25 protein-coding genes and 1 pseudogene are annotated in these 23606 nt (G+C 59.7%); 8 read left to right on the top strand and 18 right to left on the bottom strand.

Features of this window, described 5'->3' with window-relative positions; genetic code table 11:
- Window positions 1–35 precede the first annotated feature (35 nt).
- Window positions 36–2651 carry a TIGR02302 family protein gene (locus H7847_RS08365; protein ID WP_227268956.1) on the top strand — a complete coding sequence of 872 codons (2616 nt, stop codon included), beginning with the start codon at window positions 36–38 and terminating at the stop codon, window positions 2649–2651.
- A 12-nt stretch (window positions 2652–2663) separates the two neighbouring features.
- Here H7847_RS08365 and H7847_RS08360 read toward each other — a convergent pair whose 3' ends face one another.
- Window positions 2664–3515 (bottom strand): zinc-ribbon domain-containing protein, encoded by an 852-nt coding sequence (locus H7847_RS08360; protein WP_227268953.1) that lies wholly within the window; start codon window positions 3513–3515, stop codon window positions 2664–2666.
- Window positions 3516–3678: 163 nt separating this feature from the next.
- On the opposite strand from H7847_RS08360, the gene H7847_RS08355 reads away from it, so the two are divergent.
- Genes H7847_RS08355 through H7847_RS08340 form a run of 4 tightly spaced genes read left to right on the top strand, consistent with a single transcriptional unit; the run spans window position 3679 to window position 6587 of the window.
- Entirely contained in the window at window positions 3679–4356 is a 678-nt protein-coding gene (locus H7847_RS08355) for a cell division ATP-binding protein FtsE (protein WP_227268952.1), read from the top strand.
- 14 nt (window positions 4357–4370) lie between these two features.
- Entirely contained in the window at window positions 4371–5255 is an 885-nt protein-coding gene (locus H7847_RS08350; RefSeq protein ID WP_227268999.1) for a cell division protein FtsX, read from the top strand.
- Window positions 5255–5986, top strand: a complete 732-nt coding sequence (locus H7847_RS08345) for a lysophospholipid acyltransferase family protein (RefSeq protein WP_227268950.1) — start codon at window positions 5255–5257, stop codon at window positions 5984–5986. Before H7847_RS08350 ends, H7847_RS08345 begins: the two co-directional genes overlap by 1 nt.
- On the top strand, window positions 5970–6587 hold the full coding sequence (locus tag H7847_RS08340; RefSeq protein ID WP_227268948.1) for a pyridoxamine 5'-phosphate oxidase family protein: 618 nt from the start codon (window positions 5970–5972) through the stop codon (window positions 6585–6587). Before H7847_RS08345 ends, H7847_RS08340 begins: the two co-directional genes overlap by 17 nt.
- A gap of 30 nt (window positions 6588–6617) precedes the next feature.
- Here the strand turns inward: H7847_RS08340 and lpdA are convergent, their stop codons facing one another.
- The 16 genes and pseudogenes from lpdA to mdh all read right to left on the bottom strand — a co-directional run bounded on the left by lpdA (window position 6618) and on the right by mdh (window position 20494).
- Complete coding sequence (gene lpdA, locus H7847_RS08335; protein ID WP_227268946.1) at window positions 6618–8006, bottom strand: dihydrolipoyl dehydrogenase; 1389 nt, start codon at window positions 8004–8006, stop codon at window positions 6618–6620.
- A 119-nt stretch (window positions 8007–8125) separates the two neighbouring features.
- Complete coding sequence (locus H7847_RS08330; protein ID WP_227268944.1) at window positions 8126–8536, bottom strand: MAPEG family protein; 411 nt, start codon at window positions 8534–8536, stop codon at window positions 8126–8128.
- On the bottom strand, window positions 8533–8916 hold the full coding sequence (locus H7847_RS08325) for an MAPEG family protein (protein ID WP_227268943.1): 384 nt from the start codon (window positions 8914–8916) through the stop codon (window positions 8533–8535). The genes H7847_RS08330 and H7847_RS08325 overlap by 4 nt, the downstream gene beginning before the upstream one ends.
- A 202-nt stretch (window positions 8917–9118) precedes the next feature.
- The gene (locus H7847_RS08320; RefSeq protein ID WP_227268941.1) at window positions 9119–9517 is read right to left on the bottom strand and encodes a hypothetical protein; all 399 of its coding nucleotides are present in this window, start codon (window positions 9515–9517) and stop codon (window positions 9119–9121) included.
- 11 nt (window positions 9518–9528) lie between these two features.
- Window positions 9529–11043 carry a 2-oxoglutarate dehydrogenase complex dihydrolipoyllysine-residue succinyltransferase gene (gene odhB, locus H7847_RS08315; protein ID WP_227268939.1) on the bottom strand — a complete coding sequence of 505 codons (1515 nt, stop codon included), beginning with the start codon at window positions 11041–11043 and terminating at the stop codon, window positions 9529–9531.
- A 3-nt stretch (window positions 11044–11046) separates the two neighbouring features.
- Window positions 11047–14010, bottom strand: a complete 2964-nt coding sequence (locus H7847_RS08310; RefSeq protein WP_227268937.1) for a 2-oxoglutarate dehydrogenase E1 component — start codon at window positions 14008–14010, stop codon at window positions 11047–11049.
- Window positions 14007–14543 carry a DUF805 domain-containing protein gene (locus tag H7847_RS08305; RefSeq protein ID WP_227268935.1) on the bottom strand — a complete coding sequence of 179 codons (537 nt, stop codon included), beginning with the start codon at window positions 14541–14543 and terminating at the stop codon, window positions 14007–14009. Before H7847_RS08305 ends, H7847_RS08310 begins: the two co-directional genes overlap by 4 nt.
- A complete protein-coding gene (locus tag H7847_RS08300; protein ID WP_227268933.1) occupies window positions 14540–14743 on the bottom strand; it encodes a hypothetical protein in 204 nt (67 codons plus the stop codon). The genes H7847_RS08305 and H7847_RS08300 overlap by 4 nt, the downstream gene beginning before the upstream one ends.
- Window positions 14744–14778: 35 nt before the next feature.
- The gene (locus H7847_RS08295) at window positions 14779–15360 is read right to left on the bottom strand and encodes a hypothetical protein (RefSeq protein WP_227268931.1); all 582 of its coding nucleotides are present in this window, start codon (window positions 15358–15360) and stop codon (window positions 14779–14781) included.
- A 136-nt stretch (window positions 15361–15496) separates the two neighbouring features.
- Window positions 15497–16384: a succinate--CoA ligase subunit alpha gene (gene sucD, locus H7847_RS08290; protein ID WP_227268929.1), complete on the bottom strand. Its 888-nt coding sequence runs from the start codon at window positions 16382–16384 to the stop codon at window positions 15497–15499.
- Between the two features lie 15 nt (window positions 16385–16399).
- Complete coding sequence (locus H7847_RS08285) at window positions 16400–16903, bottom strand: hypothetical protein (protein ID WP_227268927.1); 504 nt, start codon at window positions 16901–16903, stop codon at window positions 16400–16402.
- Window positions 16900–17478, bottom strand: a complete 579-nt coding sequence (locus H7847_RS08280; protein WP_227268925.1) for a hypothetical protein — start codon at window positions 17476–17478, stop codon at window positions 16900–16902. The genes H7847_RS08285 and H7847_RS08280 overlap by 4 nt, the downstream gene beginning before the upstream one ends.
- Window positions 17479–17503: 25 nt before the next feature.
- Window positions 17504–17599: pseudogene (locus H7847_RS27125) on the bottom strand (succinate--CoA ligase subunit alpha); the annotation flags it as partial.
- A complete protein-coding gene (locus H7847_RS08275; protein WP_227268923.1) occupies window positions 17580–18038 on the bottom strand; it encodes a hypothetical protein in 459 nt (152 codons plus the stop codon). The pseudogene H7847_RS27125 and the gene H7847_RS08275, both read right to left, overlap by 20 nt.
- A gap of 12 nt (window positions 18039–18050) precedes the next feature.
- Window positions 18051–19244: an ADP-forming succinate--CoA ligase subunit beta gene (sucC, locus tag H7847_RS08270; protein ID WP_227268922.1), complete on the bottom strand. Its 1194-nt coding sequence runs from the start codon at window positions 19242–19244 to the stop codon at window positions 18051–18053.
- Window positions 19245–19531: 287 nt separating this feature from the next.
- Window positions 19532–20494, bottom strand: a complete 963-nt coding sequence (mdh, locus tag H7847_RS08265) for a malate dehydrogenase (protein ID WP_227268921.1) — start codon at window positions 20492–20494, stop codon at window positions 19532–19534.
- Between the two features lie 148 nt (window positions 20495–20642).
- Here mdh and H7847_RS08260 point away from each other — a divergent pair, with 148 nt between their 5' ends.
- A complete protein-coding gene (locus tag H7847_RS08260) occupies window positions 20643–21398 on the top strand; it encodes a sulfite exporter TauE/SafE family protein (RefSeq protein WP_227268920.1) in 756 nt (251 codons plus the stop codon).
- 79 nt (window positions 21399–21477) lie between these two features.
- Here the strand turns inward: H7847_RS08260 and H7847_RS08255 are convergent, their stop codons facing one another.
- A complete protein-coding gene (locus tag H7847_RS08255; RefSeq protein WP_227268918.1) occupies window positions 21478–21813 on the bottom strand; it encodes a hypothetical protein in 336 nt (111 codons plus the stop codon).
- Between the two features lie 373 nt (window positions 21814–22186).
- Here H7847_RS08255 and H7847_RS08250 point away from each other — a divergent pair, with 373 nt between their 5' ends.
- Both H7847_RS08250 and H7847_RS08245 read left to right on the top strand, forming a co-directional pair.
- On the top strand, window positions 22187–23044 hold the full coding sequence (locus tag H7847_RS08250; RefSeq protein WP_227268917.1) for an HpcH/HpaI aldolase/citrate lyase family protein: 858 nt from the start codon (window positions 22187–22189) through the stop codon (window positions 23042–23044).
- Window positions 23045–23048: 4 nt separating this feature from the next.
- Complete coding sequence (locus H7847_RS08245) at window positions 23049–23606, top strand: NnrU family protein (protein ID WP_227268916.1); 558 nt, start codon at window positions 23049–23051, stop codon at window positions 23604–23606.

Raw genomic sequence — 23606 nt, 5'->3', positions numbered from 1 at the left:
AAGCATCTAGGCTGATGGCATTGGAGCATGACTTTATGGCGTCTTTTTCCCGGCACGATGTGGATCGCACCCTGAAATCGGTGCGCTGGCCGCTGCGCCTGACATGGTTGGGGATGTTTGCCGAGGCTGCTGTGCAAAGCCTTTGGCCGCTGATGACGGTCTGCCTTCTGGTGCTCGCAGCCTTGATGCTCGGCCTGCAGGACAGCCTGGTGGTAGAGGTCGTCTGGGCGCTTGTCGTAACCGCTGGCGTGGCGGGTTTTGGGGCCTTGTTCTATGCGTTCAAGGTGTTTCGCGTACCGACGCAGGCACAGGCGGTGGCGCGTCTGGATGCCAGCCTGCCTGGCCGCCCGCTGCAGGCAATGACCGACACGCAGACCATCGGGGCGCAAGACGTGGCCTCCACGGTCGTCTGGCGCGCGCACCAGGCGCGCATGGCAGAACGCGCAGCGCAGGCCGAGCCTGTGCCCGCGGATTTGCGTATTGCCTCCCGCGACCCTTATGCCTTGCGGTATATGGCCATCTTGGCTTTTGGGGTCGCGCTGCTCTTTGGCTCCATCTGGCGGGTCGGATCGGTTTCGGATATGACACCCGGTGCAGGCGGGCTTGCCACTGGTCCGGTCTGGGAAGGCTGGGCGGAGAGCCCGCGCTACACAGGTCGGCCGACAATCTACCTCAATGACATCGCCGAGGGCGAGTTGGCTGTCCCTGTCGGCAGCCTGATTACCCTGCGCATGTACGGCGAAATCGGCGCCCTGACCCTGTCGGAAACGGTGTCGGGCCGCACCGAGGTGCCTGCAGCCTCCGATCCCGCGCAGGACTTCATTGTGGTGCAGGACGGCGAAATTTCGATCAATGGCCCGGGGGGGCGGACCTGGCAGGTCGCCGTGATCCCGGATCAGCCTCCCGAGGTTGCTGTTCTGGAAGACCCCAGTGCCTCCGCGATGGGCGAGATGACGCTGCCCTTCACCGCCCGGGACGACTACGCGGTTGAGGCCGGAGAGGCAACCTTCACTCTTGATCTTGTCTCGGTGGATCGTCGCTATGGTCTGGCGATTGACCCCGAACCGCGCCCGGAACTGGTTGTACCGCTGCCGATGCCGATCTCTGGCAGCCGTGACGCCTTCGAGGAGAACCTGATTGAGGATTTCTCCGAGCACCCTTGGGCGAACCTTCCTGTGCAGGTGCGACTTTCAGCACTCGACGGGGCGGAGCAGCAGGTCGAAACCGACCCGCGTGCAATCATTCTGCCGGGGCGGCGGTTCTTTGACCCGCTGGCCGCATCTGTCATTGAGGCACGCCGCGATCTGTTGTGGTCGCGGTCCAACAGCACGCGTATCGCACAGGTATTGCGGGCGGTCTCATATCTGCCAGAGGAGTTGTTCCGCAAGCAAACCGATGCGCTGCGGTTGCGTAAACTGATCCAAAAGCTGGAAATCCACGCCAGCTACGGCATCACCGATGAAAAACAGCAAGAGCTGGCTGATGAAATGTGGGACCTTGCCCTGATCCTCGAAGAGGGCGATCTGGCCGATGCCGCAGATCGGATGCGGCGGGCACAGGAGCGGCTGAACGAAGCGATCAAGAACGGCGCATCGGATGAGGAAATCGCCGAATTGATGCGCGAATTGCGGCGGGCAACCGAAGACTACCTGCAACAGCTTTCCCGTCAGGCACAGCGCCAGCAGGAACAGGACGGCCAGCAGGGTCAGCAGGGTGACCCGCAGAATTCCATGCAAATGACCCAGGATGACCTGCAGCGCATGATGGACCGCATCCAGGAACTGATGGAACAAGGCCGCATGGCCGAGGCGCAACAGGCGCTGCAAGAGCTTCAGCAGATGATGGAGAACATGCGCGTCACCCAGGGTCAGCAGGGCCAAGGCGGGCAGAGTGCGGGAGAACAGGCCATGGAAGGGCTGTCCGAGACGCTGCGCGAGCAGCAAGGGCTGAGCGATCAGGCGTTCCGCGACCTGCAGGAACAGTTCAACCCCAATGCGCAAGCCGGAGAGAGCCAGGGCAACGAAGGCAGCAGTGGCGGTCAGGGGCGTGGTACTGAGCATGAAGGCCAAGGTCAGGGCGAGGGTCAAAACGGCGATCAACAAGGGGGACAGGCCCAGAATAACCAACAGGGTCAAGGTGGGGCACAGGGCTCTGCCGAGGGAGACATCGCAGACCGTCAGCGGGCGCTGCGCGAGGAATTGCGCCGCCAGCAGGGGAACCTGCCTGGCAGTGGAACCCCCGAGGGCGATGCTGCCCGCGATGCGCTGGACCGTGCAGGGCGCGCCATGGACGGGGCAGAGGATGCCTTGCGCCAGAACGATCTTGCCGAGGCGATAGACAATCAGGGGCAGGCCATGGAAGCGCTGCGCGAGGGGATGCGTGCCTTGGGTGAAATGATGGCGGAACAGCAGCAGAACGGCCAGCCGGGTCAGGGGATGCAGGAATCCGACCGCCGCGCTGAGAGCCGGGACCCCCTCGGGCGCGAGGCGGGTAACTCCGGTGCGCAGGGTGACGACAGCCCGCTGGCCCTGAACGACGACGCCTATGGCCGTGCGCGCGAACTGCTTGACGAGATACGACGTCGATCCGGCGAGACAGATCGTCCGGATGTTGAGCGGGATTACTTGAACCGGCTGCTTGATCGCTTCTGAAGCAGCGCGCGACTACTGGCTGGAGGAATTCGCAGCGGCATCCAGCCAGCTTAACGCGGAGGAAACCTGCGCATCCAGCCAGACCCGCCAGCCGTCGATCATTGAAACATATCCGCTCAGCATCGGCTCGGCTTGCGGTACGGCCTGCGCCAGCTGCGGCGCGTAGATGTAAATCATGACAAGGATCACCACCAGCGCGATTGTCAGGATGAATCCCCGACGGGAGCTCCGCTTTTCCTGAACCTCGATCTGACCGGTCTGCCCCGCATCTGCCCCCGGCGCGCGGTCGTTGTTGGAGCGCAGCGTGGAGTTGATCTCTTCGATGTCGGGCAGAAGATCGCCGCCCTTGGGCATCACCGAGGCAACCGCGACAGACGTCGCATCGTCTTTCTGACCTTCCGGTGCCTTGGGCTTGTTCGGCACCGGGCGCTTTCCGGCAGGTTCCGGCGCTTCCGTCAGGCCTAGATCGGGTTGGCTTTCGACACCGGTCGTTTCGTTTTTGCGTGCTTGCGCCTCAAGCTCGGCTTCGGTGCGCAGAACCTCCGCCACAGTCGGGTCCAGCTCACGTCTCGCTGGTGGTGCTGGTTCGGGCGTCTCTGGCGATGGCGGTGTTTCAGCCCCAGCCTCAGTTTCAGCCTTAGTTTCAGGCTCGACCTTGGCGTCACCCTCAGGCTCTGATGCAAGACTTTCCTCTTCAGCCTTTGCGAGGGGCTCCGCATCTTCTTCTCGCTCAGACGCTGCATCGGGATGTTTCTGGAACCAAGTCTGGCCACAGTTTGAACATTGCACATCGCGCCCGTCGCGCGGCATGACACCGTCAGGCACTTCGTATTGTGCATCACAGTTAGGACAAATCAAACGCATGTCGGATCCTGCTGCATATAACCCCAGTCGTTTTCGTTTTCCGGCACCATATGGGGAACATGTCTCTGCGAAAAGTGCTAACTGAGCATAAACTTGGCAAGTGATGCATTGAAACCAGGCCGAGGCTGGGGCACAACTGCGCGACAACGGACCAGGAGGCCACGTGATCGAGTTGGAAAATGTCGCCTACAGCTACAGTGGCGGCGCCCTTTTTTCGGACATTTCGCTCAGGCTGGCACCGGGGTCCTTTCATTTTCTCACCGGGCCGTCCGGCGCGGGGAAAACCACCTTTCTCAAGCTGTGCTATGGCGCGCTCTTGCCGACGGCGGGGCAGGTGACGATCTTTGACAAAGATCTTGCGGCCCTGACGCGAGACGATATCGCGATCCTGCGGCGGCGGATGGGGGTGGTGCATCAGGATTGCCAGTTCCTTGATCATCTGACCCTGTCCGAAAACCTTGCCCTGCCACTGATTGCTTCTGACCGCGCTGCCGAGGACGCCCAACAGGACCTTGAGGATCTGATGGCATGGGTTGATCTGACCCACCGCGCAGATGCTCTGCCGCCAGAGCTGTCGGGGGGTGAACGTCAGCGGGCAGCCCTTGCCCGGGGTGTCATCATGTCGCCGGATGTCATCATCGCGGATGAACCCACGGGGAATGTCGACTGGGAGATGTCTCAACGGCTTTTGCGGCTCCTGGTCGAATTGAACAAGATGGGAAAGACGGTCCTTGTCGCCACGCATGATCTCAGTCTGATCCGTGCCGCGAAGTCACAGGTGCAGGCTCGGGTGTTGCGGATTGCCAGCAACCGGGTGCAGCTTGCCGGGGCGGATCTTTGAAGCGCTTGGTCGGCATGAGCCTTTTGTGGCGCACGGATGGGCAAGCGGGCCGGGTGGTTCCGCCGTCGGGTTTCACGGCGCACCTGTTGGTCTTTGCCGCGGCGGCAATGGCCTTTCTTGCGGTTTTCGCCCTGGCTCTGAGCCTTGCGTCGGGTCGGCTGGCGGCGCGCTGGGGCGATGAGCTGGCGCAGTCCGCGACCATTCGGATTGTCGCGCCGCTTGAGCAGCGCGACGCGCAGACAGAGGCGGCCTTGCGCATTTTGCAGACCACGGCGGGCGTGGCTTTTGCCCGCGCGCTGGACACCGAAGAGCAACAGGCACTGCTCGCGCCGTGGTTCGGGCCGGAGCTGGATATTGAAAACCTGCCGGTTCCGCAGCTTATCGAGGTAATCGAAGAGGACACCGGATTTGACGCCGCGGGCCTGCGGTTGCGGCTGGCCGCTGAGGTGCCGGGGGCGGTTCTGGATGACCACACCCAATGGCGGGCGCCGCTTGTCGAAGCGGCGGACAGGCTCAGGCTTCTGGGCGGGATTTCCATCGTTTTGCTGGCGGTGACGATGGCTGCGGTGGTGACCTTGGCAGCCAATGCCGCGCTGGCCGCTAATGCGCAGGTTATCAAGGTTTTACGCCTTGTGGGGGCGACCGATCAATTCATTGCGCAGGCCTTTGTGCGACGGTTCACGGGGCGGGCTCTGGCGGGGGCTCTGGGCGGCACGCTGCTCGGAATGGTCGCGGTTCTGCTTTTGCCGCCAGCCTCGGATGCGGGAGGATTCCTGACCGGGCTTGGGTTTCAGGGCCTTGAATGGGCGCTGCCGCTGTTGATCCCGCTGCTGGCTGCCGTTGTTGCTTTTGGGGCGACCGGATGGTCGGCCAAACGGGTTCTGGGAGAGTTGGCATAGTGCTTCAATACCTGCGATCTGTGGTGTTCATTGGCCAGATGTACGTTGCGATGCCAATCTTCGGGTTGCTGTTTGCCCCTTGGGCGCTGTTTGATCGGCGTGGGGCATTTGCAGCCTGCAAAAGCTATTCGCGATATGTGTTCTGGACGGCGCAGTGGATGGTCGGCATCAGATGCGAAGTGCGCGGCACACCACCGACCGGCGAAGCGCTTGTCGCGGCCAAACATCAGTCTTTCCTCGATATCATGATGATTTTCACCGCCTTGCCTGCGGGCAAGTTCATCATGAAAAAGGAAATTCTGATGGCGCCGGTTATTGGGCTCTATGCGAAGAAGCTGGGTTGTGTCCCTATTGATCGTGGTAAACGGGGGGCTGCGATCGACAAGATGGTGGCGGACGTGAACGCAGGCCGGACCGCACCGGGTCAGCTTATCATCTACTCTCAGGGCACGCGGGTCGCGCCTGGGGTCAAGATGCCCTACAAGGTAGGGACCGGGATTCTGTACGATCAGCTCAGCCAGCCTTGCGTGCCCGTTGCCACAAATGTCGGCGTGCTCTGGCCCAAGCGCGGCATCCTTCGCAAGCCGGGCGTGGCTGTGGTGGAGTTTTTGCCGACCATCGCGCCAGGGATGGAACGGTCGGCTTTCATGGCCAAGCTGGAGGCGGATGTGGAAAGTACATCGGATGCATTGATGGCGGAGGCCGGGTTCGCGCATGACAAGACAGCTTGAGCGTATCGACCGCATTGAGGATCTGGAGAGGCTCTACGCCATGCCGGGGGCACCGGCTCTGCGCAAGGTCGCGACCCGTCTGACGCCGCTTTATCGCAAATGGATCATGACCTCCAAATTCTGTGTGCTCAGCACCGTCGGACCCGAAGGCACGGATGCCAGCCCGCGTGGCGATGAGGGTCCGGTGGTTCAGGAGCTGGACCCGGGCAGGCTTGCCATACCGGATTGGCGGGGAAACAACCGTTTGGATTCGCTGCGGAATATTGTCAGGGATGGGCGCGTATCGCTGATGTTTATGGTGCCGGGATCGAACAATGTCGTTCGGGTCAATGGCACGGCATGGCTTACGGTAGAGGATGAATTGCGGGCCCGTTTTGGGACAAAGGGGCGTCTGCCCGCGACGGTGATTGTCATCGACATCGCTGAGATTTACACGCAATGTGCGCGCGCTCTGATGCGGGCAGGCTTGTGGTCCGGGCAGGACGACACAGGGGCTCTCCCCACCGTGGGTCAGATCCTGGCAGAGATGACCGACGGAGAGGAAGGCGGTGCCCCTTACGACGAGGCCTGGGACGCGCGCGCGGCCAAGACCATGTGGTAAACCCCATCGCGCGGCGGTGCCGTCGCAGCCTTACATGTGGATCGGACCGTCCCCGCAGGCCAGCGCTGCTTCGCGGACCGCTTCGGAATAGGTCGGGTGTGCGTGGCAGGTCATCGCAAGGTCTTGGGCAGAGGCCCCGAATTCCATTGCGACACAGATCTCATGGATCAGATCGCCCGCCGCCGGCCCGATGATATGCGCACCGAGAATGCGGTCCGTCGATTTGTCCGCAAGGATTTTGACAAACCCATCACCCGCAAAATTCGCCTTGGCACGACCGTTCCCCATAAAGCTGAACTTTCCCACCTTATAGGCGTGGCCCGCTTCTTTCAGGGCGTCTTCTGTCAGGCCGACATTGGCAACTTCGGGGTGCGTATAGATCACACCGGGGATCACACCGTAGTTCACGTGGCCGTGCTTTCCAGCGACCTGCTCGGCTGCGGCCATACCTTCGTCTTCGGCCTTATGCGCCAGCATCGGGCCGTCGATCACGTCCCCGATGGCATAGATGCCCGGCACCGAGGTTTCCCACTTGTCATTGACCTCGATCTGGCCGCGCGACGACATCTTGAGGCCCAGAGCGTCCAGCCCCAGCCCCTGCGTATAGGGTTTACGGCCGGTCGCAACCAACACGGTATCCGCGTCCAGAATATGCTCACTGTCGTCCTGGCGCAGCTTGTAGTGCACCTTGGCTTTTGTCTTGGTGCTTTCGGTCTTTTGAACCGCCGCGCCCATGATGAATTCCAACCCCTGCTTTTTGAGGATTTTCTGGAAGGTTTTCTGGACCTCCGCGTCCATGCCGGGCGTGATGACGTCTAGAAACTCCACCACGGTGACCGCAGACCCGAGGCGCGCATAGACCGACCCGAGCTCAAGCCCGATGACGCCCGCCCCGATAACAACCATCTTTTTGGGCACTTTGCCCAGCTCCAGCGCGCCGGTGGAGGTCACAACGACCTTTTCGTCAACCTCCACACCGGGCAGCGTTGCGGGTTCGGAGCCGGACGCGATGATGATGTTCTTGGCCTCATGGACCTCCTCGCCAACCTTGACCTTCCCCGCCTCGGGGATCGATCCCCAGCCCTTGAGCCAATCCACCTTGTTCTTTTTGAACAGAAACTCGATGCCCTTGGTGTTCTGAGCGATGGTTTCTTCTTTGTAGCAGAGCATCTGCTTCCAGTCGACGGAGGGGCTTTTGCCCTTCAGCCCCATGGCGGCGAAATTGTGTTCGGCCTCGTGCAGCATATGTGACGCGTGCAGCAGGGCTTTCGACGGGATGCAGCCGATGTTCAGGCAGGTCCCGCCCAGGGTCTCGCGTCCCTCGACACAGGCCACCTTCAGCCCCAGTTGCGCGCAGCGGATCGCGCAGACATAGCCGCCCGGGCCGGAGCCGATGATGATAACGTCATAACTTGCCATGTGACTCTCCTTGATCGTCATTCGGTGGCTTGGCTTGTGCCATCCCGCGCGCATCATCCGCGCGCTTTCGGTACATTGCCAAAATACTGTTGGTCAGAGTTGCGTGCATACTCACCCGCTCAGAGAAGCGCTGCAAGCAGCATTGCGAGAGTGGCGAAAAACCCGACACCCCAGATCAGGGATCGCCAGGGGGTCAGCCCGTAAGCATAGACCGGGACATAGGCGACCCGCGCAACCAGATAGATCCAGGCGCAGGCAGTGGTGAAGGGGCCGGACTGGCCTGACAAGGTGACGACCAGCACGGCGATGGTAAAGAGAATGAGGGCCTCAAAATGGTTATTCATCGCGCGGATCAGCCGACCGGTGCGCGGCGAGACCTGATCCTGCAGGCTGCCGCCCAGGCGTTCGGGGTCACGCGGGCTGAGCGTCTTGCCTGCGCCGAGCTCAAGATTGGTCGGGATCGCCATCAGGGCGAATTGCACCGCCTGCAACAGCGCGGCCAGGGTCAGGACGGTGAGTTCGGGTGTCATAGGGCGAGCAGGTAGAGCGTGATGGTGGCCACGATGCCGACCACCCATGCCAGGCTGCGCAGCCCCGTGATCCCGAAGGCGTAGGAGGGCAGGTAGACGATGCGGGCGATCAGGAATGCCTGTGCCGCGAGCAGGGTCTGATTGGTGCTGCTGTCGGTGACAACGATCAGCAGCACCGCCGGGGCAAAGAGCACCATGGCGGTGACGGAGTTGTTGAGCGCGCGTTCGAGCCGCCCGGCGATGCCCGAGACGGTGCGCTCCTCATCGCGGCTGCCCAGCAGGTAGCCCATGCCCAGCTGCGTCAGCCCGCCCGTGGCTTGCAGGATGAGGGTCAGGATGACCAAGAGGCCGTAGAGGGCGAGGATTTGGATTTCGGTCATGTTTTTTCTCCTGGAGTTATTTGCCCGGCTTGCGTTTTATCCCAAGCCGCGACGCTTAAGTCATGGCCAGCGACCGACCCGCCCCCGTTTTGCCGAAGGCAAACCTTCGGTTTTACGGGCGGGCGCTTGGCCGCCTCCCGGTGGGCGCGCGATATCCGTTCTATGCGGCTTGAGCGTTGGGATCGCACATGGTGAAGATCAGTCATAATGGCTCGTCGCAAACGGTGCCTCCACCTAGCGCGCAGTCCACCAAGGTTTCTTCCCCATTGGGACTTCGTCTGTACCACCATCGCCAAAGCTCGTGACGGTCTAGCATTTCACCGTTGGCGCGTTGAAAGTCCTGTGCCTGCGTAACGATGTCAGTTAGGTCTGCAACGCCTTGCTCAGCAACGAATGCGATTGTCATCCGTCCGTTCGTCTGCATCAGCTTTGCAGCGCGTTCAGCCACATCATCCTCGCCTACTTGCTCGGTAGCTTTCAGCACGAAAACGCGGTTGTTGTTGTTACCTTTGAAGTAACCGATTTCTCCGAACTTATCTTCATTGCAGGCTGAAAGGCCCAGAAGTAGAACAACAAACGCTCCGGCTTTAGCCATCGACATTCCAAATCACCTCACAAATCCATCAACAACCGCCGCGGATCCTCCAGCGCTTCTTTCACCCGCACGAGGAAGGTTACCGCTCCTTTGCCGTCGACGATCCGGTGGTCATAGGACAGCGCCAGATACATCATCGGGCGGATCACGATCTCTCCGTTCACCACCATCGGGCGGTCCTGGATCTTGTGCATGCCAAGGATGCCCGATTGCGGCGGGTTCAGGATCGGAGAGCTCATCAGCGAGCCGTAGACCCCACCGTTTGAAATGGTAAACGTGCCGCCCTGCATCTCAGCCATGGACAGTTTACCGTCGCGCGCGCGCGCGCCCTTTTCGGCGATGGCTTGTTCGATGGCGTGGAAGCTCATCGCATCCGCGTCGCGGATCACCGGTACCACCAACCCCGTGGGGGTGCCTGCGGCGATGCCCATATGCACGAAGTTCTTGTAGACGATATCGGTGCCGTCGATCTCGGCATTGACCTCGGGCACCTCGCGCAGGGCGTGGCAACAGGCCTTGGTGAAGAACGACATGAACCCCAGCTTCACCCCGTGTTTCTTGAGGAACAGGTCCTTGTATTCATTGCGCAGCGCCATGACCTCGGTCATGTCCACCTCGTTGTAGGTGGTCAGCATCGCCGCCGTGTTCTGGCTGTCCTTCAGGCGCTTGGCGATGGTCTGGCGCAACCGGGTCATCTTGACCCGCTCTTCACGGCTCGCATCATCGGCAGAGACCGGGGCGCGGGCCACGACCGGGGCGGGGGCAGGTGCAGGGGCTGCGCTGGCGGCGGCGATCGCACTGGCCACATCGTCCTTCATGATGCGCCCATCGCGACCCGTGCCGGTGACGTGATCCCGGCTGATGCCTGCTTCGGCCATGGCCTTCTTGGCAGATGGCGCGTCTTCCACATCCTTGCCGCCGGCAGCGGGGGCTGGTGCCACAGCGGGCTCTGCCTTTGGGGTCGCGGCGGCGGCGTCACCCGAAGACATTACCGCCAGCGTGCCACCCGCCTGAATGGTGCTGCCTTCCGCTGCGAGGATTTCGGTGATCGTCCCGGCAGCGGGGGCGGGCACCTCGACGCTGACCTTGTCGGTTTCCAGCTCGCAAAGCATTTCGTCCTGCGCCACGCTGTCACCCACCGCTTTGAACCACGTGCTGACGGTGGCCTCGGCCACGGATTCGCCCAAGGTGGGGACCATGACGTTAACCGAAGCGCCTGACGGCTGTTCTGCCGTTTCAGGTTCGGCGGGTTTCTTCTCCGTGCTTGGGGGGGAGGCAGTTGCAGAGCCCTCTGCGCCTTCGGTGACCGTGGCCAACAGCGCATCGACGCCGACGGTGTCTCCTTCTGCGGCCACGACCTCGGCCAATGTGCCTGCAACAGGCGAGGGCACTTCGACCGTCACCTTGTCGGTTTCCAGTTCGCAGAGCATCTCGTCAACCGCCACCGTCTCGCCTGGTTTTTTGAACCATGTGGCGACGGTGGCCTCGGTCACGGATTCGCCCAAGGTGGGTACGCGTACTTCGGTGGTCATTGCTTAGTTCCCTTCAATCGTCAGCGCTTCGTTCACGAGGGCTGCTTGCTGTGCTTTGTGCTGAGAGGCCAACCCGGTGGCAGGGCTGGCGGATGTCGCGCGGCCCACATAGCGGGGGCGCGGATGTTTGGCTTTTATGCGGCCCAGAACCCATTCGATGTTGGGCTCGATAAAGGTCCAGGCCCCCTGGTTCTTGGGTTCTTCCTGACACCAGATCACTTCGGCCTGCTTGAAACGCTCCAGCTCCTTGACCGCAGACTGGGCGGGGAAGGGATAGAACTGCTCGATGCGCAGAAGGTAGATGTCGTCAATGCCGCGCTCGTCGCGTTCTTCCAGCAGGTCGTAGTAGACCTTGCCCGAACACATCACCACGCGTTTGATCTTGGCGTCGGGCACCAGTTTGGTGTCGGAAATGCCCTGCTGCGCGTCATCCCACATCAGGCGGTGAAAACTCGACCCGGTGGTGAATTCCTCCGCGTTGCTGACAGCCAGCTTGTGGCGCAGGAGCGATTTGGGCGTCATCAGGATCAGAGGTTTGCGGAAACTGCGGTGGATCTGGCGGCGCAGAATATGGAAGTAATTTGCCGGTGTCGTGCAATTGGCCACGATCCAGTTGTCCTGCCCGCACATTTGCAAGAAGCGCTCCAGCCGGGCAGAGGAGTGCTCCGGCCCCTGTCCTTCGAACCCGTGGGGCAGCAGGCAGACAAGACCTGACATGCGCAGCCATTTGCTTTCGCCCGAGGAGATGAACTGGTCGAACATGATCTGCGCGCCGTTGGCAAAATCACCGAACTGTGCCTCCCAGAGGGTCAGCGCGTTGGGTTCGGCCATCGAATACCCGTATTCGAAGCCCAGAACCGCGTATTCGCTGAGCATCGAGTCGATGGCCTCGTACTGGGCCTGACCCGACTTGATGTTGTTGAGCGGGTAGTAGCGTTCCTCGGTGTTCTGGTTCACCAGACCGGAATGGCGCTGCGAAAAGGTGCCGCGCGTGCTGTCCTGTCCCGCCAGGCGCACAGGGTAGCCTTCTGTTAGCAGCGACCCGAAGGCCAGTGCCTCGGCCGTGGCCCAGTCAAAGCCTTTACCGCTGTCGAACATCTGCTTTTTCGCTTCGAAAAGGCGCCCGACGGTTTTGTGAACCGGATGACCCTCGGGCAGGATCGAGAGGGCACGGCCCACTTCTTTCATCGTGGTCTTTGAGATGGCGGTCTTTCCGCGCTGATATCTCTTTTCGGTCATCTTATCGAGATGAGACCACTTGCCGTCCAGCCAGTCCGCTTTGTTCGGGCGGTATTCCTTGCCGGCTTCGAATTCTTCGTTCATGTGGACCTGGAAGGCGGCCTTCATATCCTCGATCTCGCCTTCGGGGATCAGGCCGTCCTTGACCAGCCGTTCGGTGTAGAGGCTCAGCGTGGTTTTGTGCCCCTTGATCTTCTTATACATGATCGGGTTGGTGAACATCGGCTCGTCGCCTTCGTTGTGCCCGAACCGGCGGTAGCAGAAGATGTCAATCACCACGTCCTTGTGGAACTTCTGGCGAAACTCCGTTGCGACCTTGGCCGCATGCACGACCGCCTCCGGGTCATCGCCGTTCACATGGAAAATCGGCGCCTCGACCACCAGTGCATTGTCGGTCGGGTAGGGCGAGGAGCGGCTGAAATGCGGCGCCGTGGTAAAGCCGATCTGGTTGTTGACCACCAGATGCATGGTGCCGCCCGTCTTGTGCCCGCGTAGACCCGACAGCGCAAAACATTCGGCAACCACGCCCTGTCCGGCAAAGGCCGCATCGCCGTGCAGCAGAATGGGCATCACGGTGGTGCGGTCGGGGTCGTTGTTCTGGTCCTGTTTGGCGCGGGCCTTGCCCAGCACAACCGGGTTGACCGCTTCGAGGTGCGAGGGGTTTGCGGTCAGCGACAGGTGAACGGAATTGCCGTCAAACTCCCGGTCCGAGGACGCCCCGAGATGGTATTTCACGTCGCCTGATCCATCCACATCCTCTGGCTTGAAGCTGCCGCCCTGAAACTCGTTAAAGATCGCGCGGTAGGGTTTGGCCATCACATTGGCCAGGACCGACAGACGCCCCCGGTGCGGCATGCCGATGACCACATCCCTGACACCCAAGGCACCACCGCGTTTGATGATCTGCTCCATCGCGGGCACAAGGCTTTCGCCCCCATCCAGGCCAAAACGCTTGGTGCCCATGTATTTGACATGCAGGAACTTCTCAAAGCCTTCGGCCTCGACAAGCTTGCTCAGGATCGCCTTGCGCCCTTCGCGGGTGAACTGAACCTCTTTGCCAAGCCCCTCGATGCGCTCTTTCAGCCAGCCGGCCTCTTCGGGGTTGGAGATATGCATGTACTGCAGCGCAAAGGTGCCGCAATAGGTCCGCTTCACGATCGCCATGATCTCGCGCATGGAGGCAAGCTCGAGCCCGAGTACATTGTCGATAAAGATCGGGCGATCCATGTCTGCTTCGGCGAACCCATAGGACTTGGGGTCAAGCTCGGGGTGCGGGGTCTGGTCACGCATGCCCAAGGGGTCGAGATCCGCCACCAGATGGCCCCGGATGCGGTAGGCTCGTATCAGCATCAGCGCGCGGATACTGTCGAGCACGGCGCGCTTGATCTGCTCGTTTGAGACCTCGACACCAGTCTCAGCTGCCTTGGCCTTGATCTTGTCACCGGCGGCTTTGACCTCCGGTTCCGGAGCCCATTCGCCGGTCAGTGCGGCTGTCAGATCATCGCCCGGTTGCGGTGGCCAGTCGGTGCGCGCCCAGCTCGGGCCTTGCGCCTCGTGTTTGACCGAAACCTCATCATCTCCCATGGCCCGGAAGAATGCCTGCCACGCCTCGTCGACAGCTGAGGGATCATTGGCGTATCGCGCGTACATCTGTTCTAGGTACTCGGCATTGTGTCCCTGCATGAAGGACGAGGCGTGGAATTGGTCGTTCTGGGGATGGTCGGTCATGGGGTTACCTCATGTGGGTTGGGACCGTATTTGTTGGGGCCGGGTTGGGAGGGGCGCGTGAGCCAATAGAGCAACAGCAGCAAGGGCGCCAGAAGGATGATCGCAAGGACAAAGCTGACAATAACAGTGCTACCGTCCCTTGATCCATTGAGTTCTGAGGGGGGGTGTGTTTCCATCATGATATTCGAAACGGTTCCCATTATCATCTGGTTCACCACGAAACCTGCAGCCAACAGGCAGAACAAGCTGACGGGAATGGCAAGCAGCCACCACCCGGATTTGTTAACGTCGTGTAATCTGCGCCATCCGGATGCCAGAGCGGGGGAAAAGACCAGTAAACTGAAAGCGGCGGATAAAGCCGATGTGCCGCCCCGGGCACCGGAGGCCACGCGGATGAAGCTTTCTGCAGCCCCGATCACAAATCCGGCAAGAATGCAAAAGAGCCAGAACCACCAATACTCTGACCTGGAGGCGCGGCCCGAGAAGGTGAAATACTTTTGAAAGCAGGTTTTGACAGACTGTGTAAGCGTCATGATTGACAAGCCCCCGCCCGGCGGAATGCCAAACCCGTGTTAACACCTTGTCCTATCGCCCTGAACCCCCCCCGCAACACGTCTTCCACCGCGCCGAGATTATTGGCGCGGTGTGCATCCATCGGTTCGAGAGACGCTGCATTGTGCCCCTGTATGAACGAGGAGGCATGGAACTGGTCTTTGAGGGTGTGTTCGGTCATGAATTGTTCCTCAAAAATCCCCTGAAGCCGAAGAGCTAGCGATTTTCACGACTGAAAGCGCTAAACTGGACAAGAAGATATGCAGGAGCAGCAAAGCGTTTGGGATGAAGTTGTGGTAAAAACGTATCTAGCAGGCTGACGGAATCGGCGATTAAGATGCTAAAGTCGATAGGTGCTTTGGTATCGTCCAAATCCAATACAAAGCTCTCCATTTTCATGTATTGGCCACCCACCACCTTTACCGGTGCGGCGCTCATGTATGGCGCGGTCAGAAACTCTATAATGTCACTGCTTGCCTCATCATGCCAGAACAGGCAGTCAATGTGCGTCGGATACTCCCGATCCGAAGCAAACCCAAGATGCCATCCGCTGGCATGCTCAAAGTAGTCGATCTTTCCTGCTGCGATATCATCTCTGACTTGTTCCACAAGCCACTCCATGTCTGATACAAGTTCGCTGTGCAAAAGAGGTATCTCAGTAAGAGCGGGGTGGCCCAGCCCATCCGTATCACCCGCAGAATACAGGAGCGTATAGCCGGCGGCATAGATATTTATGTCTTGATCGTCAGGTGCCACGACAGACCAGCCAGCGAGCGCTCCCGAAAAATCATCCGGCATGACTTCTGGGTTGGAACAGACATTGGTCGCCTCTCGCAGAGCCTGAAGTTGATCAGGGCTCTGGGCGTCGGCGTGCGATAGCATGCACAGAGCGCACACTTGCGTAGCGAGAACCAGCATGCTCCGATTGATCATCTTAACCTTTCTCAATTGCTTCCTTGACGGCCTCGCCCAGCGTCGCAGGGCTGTCGGCCACCACAATGCCAGCCGCGCGCATGGCGTCGATCTTGTCCTCGGCACCACCCTTGCCGCCCGCGACAATTGCGCCTGCGTGGCCCATGCGGCGACCGGGAGGGGCCGTGCGGCCCGCGATGAAACCGGCGGTGGGCTTCCAGCGGCCCTTTTTCTTTTCATCTGCCAGGAACTGTGCCGCGTCTTCCTCGGCGGAGCCGCCGATTTCACCAATCATGATAATGCTTTGGGTCTCGTCATCGGCCAGAAACATTTCCAAAACGTCAATGTGCTCGGTGCCTTTGATCGGGTCGCCGCCAATGCCCACGGCCGAGGATTGCCCCAGCCCCAGGTCCGTGGTCTGCTTGACCGCCTCATAGGTCAGCGTGCCGGAGCGCGAGACCACGCCGCAGGAGCCGCGCTTATGGATATGGCCGGGCATGATTCCGATCTTGCAGGCGTCGGGCGTGATGACACCGGGACAGTTCGGCCCGATCAGGCGGGATTTGGAGCCTTCGAGCGCGCGCTTCACCTTCATCATGTCCAAGACAGGGATGCCTTCGGTGATGCAGACGATCAGCGCCATCTCGGCGTCGATGGCCTCCAGGATCGAGTCCGCGGCGAAGGGCGGCGGCACGTAGATCACGCTCGCGTTGGCCTCCGTTTTGGCTTTGGCCTCGTGCACCGAGTTGAACACCGGCAGGTCCAGATGCGTCTGTCCCCCTTTGCCGGGGGTCACGCCGCCGACCATCTTGGTGCCGTACGCAATGGCCTGTTCGGTGTGAAACGTGCCCTGAGAGCCGGTGAGCCCCTGACAGATCACCTTGGTATTTTCGTCGATAAGTACGGCCATTTTGCTTCCTTTGACTTACATTTGAATGGCGATGGCACTGCTGCCATCATTGAGACAATCGCCACTGTTGCCCGCGGCGGAATAGGTCACGCGTATGAGCATTTGCGGTGCGAAGATCGAAAGCCCGTCACAGGGGGCGACGGGTTGGTTTATATTGCGTTCGGGGTTGCCCAGCGTGACCATGCCGGGAAAGAGCGTTTCAGCGGTGCGCTGCCCCATATCTTCGGCGATGGCCAGTGGGACGTCGGGTGTTTGAATGTTGCAATACCCGGCCTGAAAAGTGCCGGAAATACCGGGGGCGCTGAATTCAGTAACGCCTTCATCAAGGCTCTTGCCCAGCGTAAAATCGGTGCTGGAAAACGCGTAAGGCAAGTCCAGCGGCGTACGGTAGTTGTGCAGGCACAACTCAAAGGCCAGCCTCATGTTTTGGGTGGCAACTTTCAGATTGCCTTGTGCAGCGACTTGCGAGGGCATCAGCATCACGCCAGTGATTATGAACAGGGCAGAGCACCGGATCATTGCCGTTCCTCCAAGGGGACGGTTGCCGACACGGTGAAAAGCACCTGCGGTGAGCTCATTTCAATGAGAATAAGGTCGGCACGATCGCCGAGGGCCCCTTCGAGAAGGAACTTCTTAAAGGTCTGCGAGACACTATCCACGTCGCCTTCTGCTTCTTCATTGGGATCAGAAAGGGTTATGGTACGAAACCCGCCAGCCAGACGCATGCTACCATCGGCGGGCAGAATCCGGCGCAAGGTTGTTTCCATGGCATCTGTATTGAATTGGCGATCGGGGCTGGTCCGGCCGATCTGGCAATAGACATGTGCCGATTCTACGCCGATGGCGAGTTCGATCAGGCGATACTGGCCGAGCCCCCAACGGCCCTGATAGCGCCGGAACACCCGGCCATCTGCCGATTGCTCCTGCCTGAGATATTGCAGGTTTGTCGGGGACCGGGCCATGGCAGCCGCCGGGTTTGCAAGGAACGGTGCACATGTACTGGAAAAGTCGTTCCAAAGATCCGTCAGGATCGCGTCAGGCGTCTGCGCGGCAGCCGGGGCCGCAAGGCAGAGCGATATGGCAAGCGCGCGCATGATTGGTCATCCGCTCTCAGATTTGACCATAGGCTATTGCCTGTTCGCTGTGGAATTTATCCTGCGACCCGGTCAGACTCTGAAAAATCACTTTGGTGATGTCATAGATAAATGCGGCCATTGTGTTGGCTCCTCAATTCTTTTGTAACGACGCAATGACGTAACCGTCGTTGCGAATTTGGGTTCGTATCTTCGGGCTCATTTCGGCCAAGCTCTTCCAAGAGCCTTTCAGTGGCGGTGCGCGGACCTTGGTTGCCAAACTCTGCGCTGGCTTTTCCCTCATGTTCCTTTGGCTTGACGATCATCGAGCAGGATGCGTCGGTCACCACGAAGCGCATGTCAAAGTCAGCATGTTTGAAGGAGGTCTCATTTTCCTGTGAAAACGGGAACAGCAATTTTTCTCTGGGATTTTGATCAAGACAAACATGTCGAAACACGCCAAGTGCTTGTGACGGTGGAACAGCACCGGTGCCAGTTGGTCGCGCATCGGTAAGGTTTGGTCGTACTTCACCGCACGCAACCAAGCCAAGCGTAGATGCGGCAATAATGGTGTTGCGCACAAACACGGTCCGTCAGCCCTTGACCGCTTTCACGATTTTCTGTGCGCCGTCCTTGAGGTCGTCGGCGGCAATCACATCGACGTCCGAATTGTTGATGATGTCCTTGCCCTGCTGCACATTGGTGCCTTCCAAACGCACCACCAGAGGCACTTGCAGGCCAACCTCTTTCACGGCCGCTACCACACCTTCGGCGATCACATCGCAGCGCATGATGCCGCCGAAGATGTTCACGAGGATGCCTTTGACCTGCGGATCGGAGGTGATGATCTTGAAGGCTTCGGTCACTTTTTCCTTGGTGGCCCCGCCGCCCACATCCAGAAAGTTGGCAGGCTCAGCACCGTAAAGCTTGATGATATCCATGGTGGCCATCGCCAGACCCGCACCGTTGACCATGCAGCCGATCTCACCATCAAGGGCGATGTAGTTGAGATCATACTTGGACGCCTCGAGCTCTTTGGGATCTTCCTCTGTCACGTCCCGCAATTCCGAGATATCCGCATGGCGGTAGATCGCGTTGCCGTCAAACCCCATCTTGGCATCAAGGCACTTCAGATCCCCTTCATCGGTCACGATCAGCGGGTTGATCTCGAGCATCTCCATGTCCTTGTCGACAAAGAGCTTGTAGAGCGTGCCCATCAAGGCCACGCATTGCTTGACCTGCTTGCCTTGCAGTCCCAGCGCAAAGGCGATGCGGCGCCCGTGAAAGGCCTGATAGCCCGACGCGGGATCCACGGAAAAGCTGAGGATCTTTTCGGGCGTGGAGGCGGCAACCTCTTCGATATCCATCCCGCCCTCGGTAGAGCAGACAAAGCTGATGCGGCTGGTCTGACGGTCCACCAGAAGGGCAAGGTAGAGTTCTGTTTCGATGCCCGAGCCGTCTTCGATATAGATGCGATTGACCTGCTTGCCCGCCGGGCCGGTCTGATGTGTGACCAGCGTGCGGCCCAGCATCTTCTTGGCTTCCTCCGCCGCTTCCGCCACGGATTTGGTCAGACGCACGCCGCCTTTTTCACCGGCATCGGCTTCCTTGAACGATCCCTTACCGCGCCCGCCCGCATGAATTTGCGCCTTGATCACCCACATCGGTCCGTCCAAAGCACCTGCTGCTGTTTTGGCGTCTTCGGCTTTGAGCACAACGCGACCGTCAGAGACCGGTGCGCCATAGCTGCGAAGAAGGGCTTTGGCTTGGTATTCGTGGATGTTCATTTGGACTGTCCCATGTGGCTGTGTTTGACGACTTTATAGACATGGGGTCAACCGATGTGGGAAGCAGATTTTTGCTAAAAACTGTCATATAGGCGAGAAAACTCAATTTTGTGATCACACGTTTTAAAAGTGTGATCACAAAGCTTAATCCTGTCGAAATACTTGGGAATCAGAGATTTTATCTCAGCTAGGACCAGCGATGCGGAAATGCTATCTTTGACTGTCGCGCCGCTAAACACAAAAGACCGGCCTGTGAGGACCGGCCCTTTTCATTGTCGGCAGATTTCTTACGACAGTGAGCTATCGATGCCCTTGCAGGCCTCTACCAGGCCCTTGACCGAACTGACCGAGTTATCGAACATGGACTGCTCGTCCTTGTTCATGGAAATCTCAACCACACGCTCGACCCCGCCTGCGCCAATAACGGTCGGCACGCCGACGTAAAAGCCGTTCAGCCCATAGGCGCCGTCAACATAGGCTGCGCAAGGCAAGACACGCTTTTGGTCCTTTAGGTAGCTTTCGGCCATCTCGATGGCAGAGGTTGCCGGCGCATAGAATGCAGAGCCGGTTTTCAGCAGCCCCACGATTTCTGCCCCACCGTCGCGGGTCCGTTGCACGATCGCGTCCAGCTTTTCCTGTGTTGTCCAGCCCATCTTGACCAGATCGGGCAGCGGAATCCCGGCGACAGTGGAATAGCGCACCAGCGGCACCATCGTGTCGCCGTGACCGCCGAGCACAAAGGCGGTGACGTCTTTCATCGACACGTCAAATTCTTCCGCGAGAAAGTGGCGGAACCGGGCGGAATCCAGAACACCAGCCATGCCGCAGACTTTCTCATGCGGCAGCCCGGAGAATTCACGCAAGGCCCAGACCATCGCATCCAGCGGGTTGGTGATGCATATCACAAAGGCATTCGGCGCATGGGCGGCGATGCCTTCGCCCACGGACTTCATGACTTTGAGGTTGATCCCCAGCAGATCGTCACGGCTCATACCGGGCTTGCGGGGGACACCTGCGGTCACGATGCAAACGTCGGCCCCTGCGATGTCCTCATAAGATTGGGTGCCGGAAAGCTTGGCATCGAATTTTGCGGATGGCCCGCTTTCCGCGATGTCCAGCGCCTTTCCTTCTGGCGTGCCTTCCGCAATGTCGAACAGAACGACGTCGCCCAGTTCCTTGAGGGCGGCCAAATGGGCCAGGGTGCCACCGATCTGGCCTGCGCCGATCAGCGCGATTTTGGGTCTTGCCATGAGAGAGATGCTCCGCGTTGGGTTGGAATCTCGCATGTGCTAGCGAATGAACGCGGTCAGTGCAAGTTTCCACATGCGCGGCATTAGATATCGTGCCAGGCAAGCGGATCAGTGGACAAGCCGCTTCATCACGGCCAAAAGGGCCGTCATGCTTACGCTGGATTTGTACTTTTTTCTAGTCGCCGGACCTGCGGTGATTTTCGCAGGTATCTCGAAAGGCGGTTTTGGATCGGGCGCGGCCTTTGCCTCTGCCAGCCTCTTGGCGCTTGTGGTCGAACCGGGGCTGGCATTGGGTGTCATGCTGCCGCTGCTGATGCTGATCGATGTCAGTGCCCTCAAGCCCTATTGGGGCAAATGGGACAAGCAAGCCGGGCTTTTGCTGATCCTTGGTGCTGTGCCCGGTGTTCTGCTGGGGGCCGCCCTTTACAAGGTGGCCGAACCGGATGTGTTTCGGGTTCTGATTGGTGTGATTTCAATCGGCTTCGTGCTTTGGCAGATTGCCAGCAAGCGCGGCATGATATCTGCAGCCGCACGTGCCTTGCCCGTATGGGCAGGGGGGCTTGCGGGACTGGTTGCAGGTTTTACCAGCTTTGTAAGCCACGCAGGCGGCCCACCTGCCGCAGTGTATCTATTGTCAAAAAAACTCGGCAAGACCGAATTCCAGGCCACCACGGTTCTGGTCTTTTGGGTGGTCAACATTGTCAAATTCGTACCCTACGCCTATCTCGGCATGTTCACAGTGCAAACCGGGATCGCCAATCTGGTGCTGGCCCCTTTCGCCCTTTTAGGGGCATGGCTCGGTGTAAAAGCACATCATTTGGTGCCTGAGAGACTGTTCTTCGCACTTACTTACGTGCTGCTGAGCGTGACGGGCGTGAAGTTGATCTGGGACGGGCTGACCTGAAAGCGCCCCGCACCTCAATCTGTTGACTGGCATCTTGACACTGGCCGGTTCGCCTGCACTCTACATTGATTGCCCTACTTCAAGCGTCATCTTTGCCTTTGGCGGGCAGGACTTCGGCGAGTGTTTCATATGACTGACCGGAGGCCACGAGGCATGTCAGCCCGTTTGGTGTCGTGACCGTAATTGTCCAGGTGCCGGTCTCGTCAGAGGCAAAGACCTCAACCACCGAGTTATTCGCGCCCAGACCCATGGACTGGCGCGTCTCGCCATACCCATCTGCCAGCCGATCAACGACAGCCTCACGCGGCGCGCAGTTCCGCGCGTTCTGTGCCGCAGCGTCGGTCGTCAAGCCGATGTAAAGAGCAGCGGCTGCGGTGAGCGCGCCAAGGTGCAGTACTTTCACAGTGCGATTCATTATCTGTCTGCCTCACGTCAAAGGTTGCACCCGCTGTCATCTGGCCAAGCCGGTTGCCCGACAATGACCGGGCTGCCCCGGTTCTATGAATGTCGACGCCATCGGTGTCTTTCGACGAATGCTAACCAGCGGAGCGCGCCGCCTGGGCCTTTGGTTCGATGACCGACGGTTGCAGCATCCACTGCAGGGTTGAAATATTGGTAAACGGAACGGCCGCAAACCTATCGAATTTGAAATTTGCTGCGCTGCGGCGCAAATCTGCTTGAAGTTTCTCTAAAAAAATGGCCCTTTGCGCGCAACTTTATAACGCGGCCCTTTGCGTTTGTTTTAACGCGCGCTTCAAAACGCCGCCTGCCTGTGTGGAGTACCTCCGATGATGCATCTAAACCGTCCTTTGCGATCAGTGCTTTACATCCCCGCGTCAAAGACACGTGCTTTGGAAAAAGCACGTACTCTGCCAGTGGATGCAATCATATTTGACCTTGAGGATGCCGTGGCCCCCGATGAGAAAGCGGCAGCCCGCGGGGCGCTTGCGGATGCCCTTGACGCTGGAGGCTATGGCGCGCGCCTGAAAATTGTGCGGATCAACGGATTGGACACGGAATGGGGGGGTGAAGACGCTGCTGCGGCGCGCGAGATGGGGGCTGATGCGATTCTTTTGCCCAAGGTTAACGGTGCAGACCACCTTGATGCACTTGCCGCGATAACCGGTGAGGTTCCGCTATGGGCGATGATGGAGACACCGCTCGGCATGATGAACGCCTCTGAGATCGCGGCGCATGCGTTCTGTGCAGGTCTGGTGATGGGCACCAACGATCTGGCCAAGGATATGGGGACACGGTTCCGCCCTGACCGGCTGCCGTTGCTGACCGGTTTGGGGCTCTGCCTGTTGGCCGCCAAAGCACAGGGCATCGCGATTGTGGATGGTGTCTATAACGCGTTCAAGGACCAAGAGGGGCTTGAGGCAGAATGCGCTCAGGGGCGGGATATGGGATTTGACGGCAAGACCCTGATCCACCCTGCTCAGGTGGATGTTGCGAATGCGGCCTTTTCACCAACCGGCGAAGAGATCGACCTGGCCGCGCGGCAGATCACCGCCTATGAGGCCGCCGTTGCGGCGGGGCAGGCGGTTGCTGTCGTCGACGGGCGGATCGTGGAAAATCTGCATGTTGCCACGGCACGTGAAACACTGGCAAAGGTAGAGGCCATAAGAGCCCTCAACCCGGAGTGAACACATGACCCTTCTGATTCTCGGCCTGCTGCTTTGGACGGCGGCCCATTACTTTAAGCGTGTAATGCCGGCGCAGCGTGAGGCGCTTGGCCAGCCGGGCAAAGGGATCGTCGCCTTGGTCATTGTGGCGGGACTTGTCCTGATGATCATCGGGTATCGCGGGGCGGAGTTCATCTATGTCTGGGCACCTCCGTCGTTCATGATTCATGTGAATAACACGCTGATGCTGCTGGCCCTTTGGGTCTACGGCTCAAGTGCGGCAAAAACGGCGAAGGCTTGGCCGGCCTACAAAATCCGGCACCCGCAACTGATCGGGTTTAAAATCTGGGCCGCGGCGCACCTGCTGGTCAATGGCGATCTGGCGTCGATCATTCTTTTTGGCGGGCTGCTGGCCTGGGCTGTGGGCGAGGTCATCCTCATCAACAAGGCAGAGCCCGACTGGACCCCGCCGGAAAAAGCGGGCGCGGCAACCTATGTGCGGCTTGCCGTCATTTCTCTGGTTCTTTTTGCCGGTATCGCCGGTCTTCATGCGTGGCTGGGCGTCTGGCCCTTCCCGACCTGA

Origin of the sequence: Roseobacter weihaiensis, assembly GCF_020622345.1 — a bacterium.
GTDB classification, from domain to species: Bacteria; Pseudomonadota; Alphaproteobacteria; order Rhodobacterales; family Rhodobacteraceae; genus Roseobacter; species Roseobacter weihaiensis.
The sequence above is the reverse complement of the archived record's forward strand: the minus strand, read 5'-3'. Positions and strand labels throughout refer to the sequence as shown.

Excerpts from the sequence above, each read along its gene's own strand:
- H7847_RS08320 (WP_227268941.1), bottom strand. The coding sequence starts at position 9,517 with ATGTCGATGGCTAAAGCCGGAGCGTTTGTTGTTCTACTTCTGGGCCTT.
- odhB (WP_227268939.1), bottom strand. The coding sequence starts at position 11,043 with ATGACCACCGAAGTACGCGTACCCACCTTGGGCGAATCCGTGACCGAG.
- H7847_RS08305 (WP_227268935.1), bottom strand. The coding sequence starts at position 14,543 with ATGACGCTTACACAGTCTGTCAAAACCTGCTTTCAAAAGTATTTCACC.
- H7847_RS08325 (WP_227268943.1), bottom strand. The coding sequence starts at position 8,916 with ATGACCGAAATCCAAATCCTCGCCCTCTACGGCCTCTTGGTCATCCTG.
- H7847_RS08260 (WP_227268920.1), top strand. The coding sequence starts at position 20,643 with ATGCTTACGCTGGATTTGTACTTTTTTCTAGTCGCCGGACCTGCGGTG.
- H7847_RS08285 (WP_227268927.1), bottom strand. The coding sequence starts at position 16,903 with ATGATCCGGTGCTCTGCCCTGTTCATAATCACTGGCGTGATGCTGATG.
- H7847_RS08340 (WP_227268948.1), top strand. The coding sequence starts at position 5,970 with ATGACAAGACAGCTTGAGCGTATCGACCGCATTGAGGATCTGGAGAGG.
- H7847_RS08245 (WP_227268916.1), top strand. The coding sequence starts at position 23,049 with ATGACCCTTCTGATTCTCGGCCTGCTGCTTTGGACGGCGGCCCATTAC.
- H7847_RS08360 (WP_227268953.1), bottom strand. The coding sequence starts at position 3,515 with ATGCGTTTGATTTGTCCTAACTGTGATGCACAATACGAAGTGCCTGAC.
- lpdA (WP_227268946.1), bottom strand. The coding sequence starts at position 8,006 with ATGGCAAGTTATGACGTTATCATCATCGGCTCCGGCCCGGGCGGCTAT.
- sucC (WP_227268922.1), bottom strand. The coding sequence starts at position 19,244 with ATGAACATCCACGAATACCAAGCCAAAGCCCTTCTTCGCAGCTATGGC.
- H7847_RS08310 (WP_227268937.1), bottom strand. The coding sequence starts at position 14,010 with ATGACCGACCATCCCCAGAACGACCAATTCCACGCCTCGTCCTTCATG.
- mdh (WP_227268921.1), bottom strand. The coding sequence starts at position 20,494 with ATGGCAAGACCCAAAATCGCGCTGATCGGCGCAGGCCAGATCGGTGGC.
- sucD (WP_227268929.1), bottom strand. The coding sequence starts at position 16,384 with ATGGCCGTACTTATCGACGAAAATACCAAGGTGATCTGTCAGGGGCTC.
- H7847_RS08280 (WP_227268925.1), bottom strand. The coding sequence starts at position 17,478 with ATGCGCGCGCTTGCCATATCGCTCTGCCTTGCGGCCCCGGCTGCCGCG.
- H7847_RS08295 (WP_227268931.1), bottom strand. The coding sequence starts at position 15,360 with ATGCCGGATGATTTTTCGGGAGCGCTCGCTGGCTGGTCTGTCGTGGCA.
- H7847_RS08330 (WP_227268944.1), bottom strand. The coding sequence starts at position 8,536 with ATGACACCCGAACTCACCGTCCTGACCCTGGCCGCGCTGTTGCAGGCG.
- H7847_RS08255 (WP_227268918.1), bottom strand. The coding sequence starts at position 21,813 with ATGAATCGCACTGTGAAAGTACTGCACCTTGGCGCGCTCACCGCAGCC.
- H7847_RS08350 (WP_227268999.1), top strand. The coding sequence starts at position 4,371 with ATGAGCCTTTTGTGGCGCACGGATGGGCAAGCGGGCCGGGTGGTTCCG.
- H7847_RS08250 (WP_227268917.1), top strand. The coding sequence starts at position 22,187 with ATGATGCATCTAAACCGTCCTTTGCGATCAGTGCTTTACATCCCCGCG.
- H7847_RS08300 (WP_227268933.1), bottom strand. The coding sequence starts at position 14,743 with ATGACCGAACACACCCTCAAAGACCAGTTCCATGCCTCCTCGTTCATA.
- H7847_RS08365 (WP_227268956.1), top strand. The coding sequence starts at position 36 with ATGGCGTCTTTTTCCCGGCACGATGTGGATCGCACCCTGAAATCGGTG.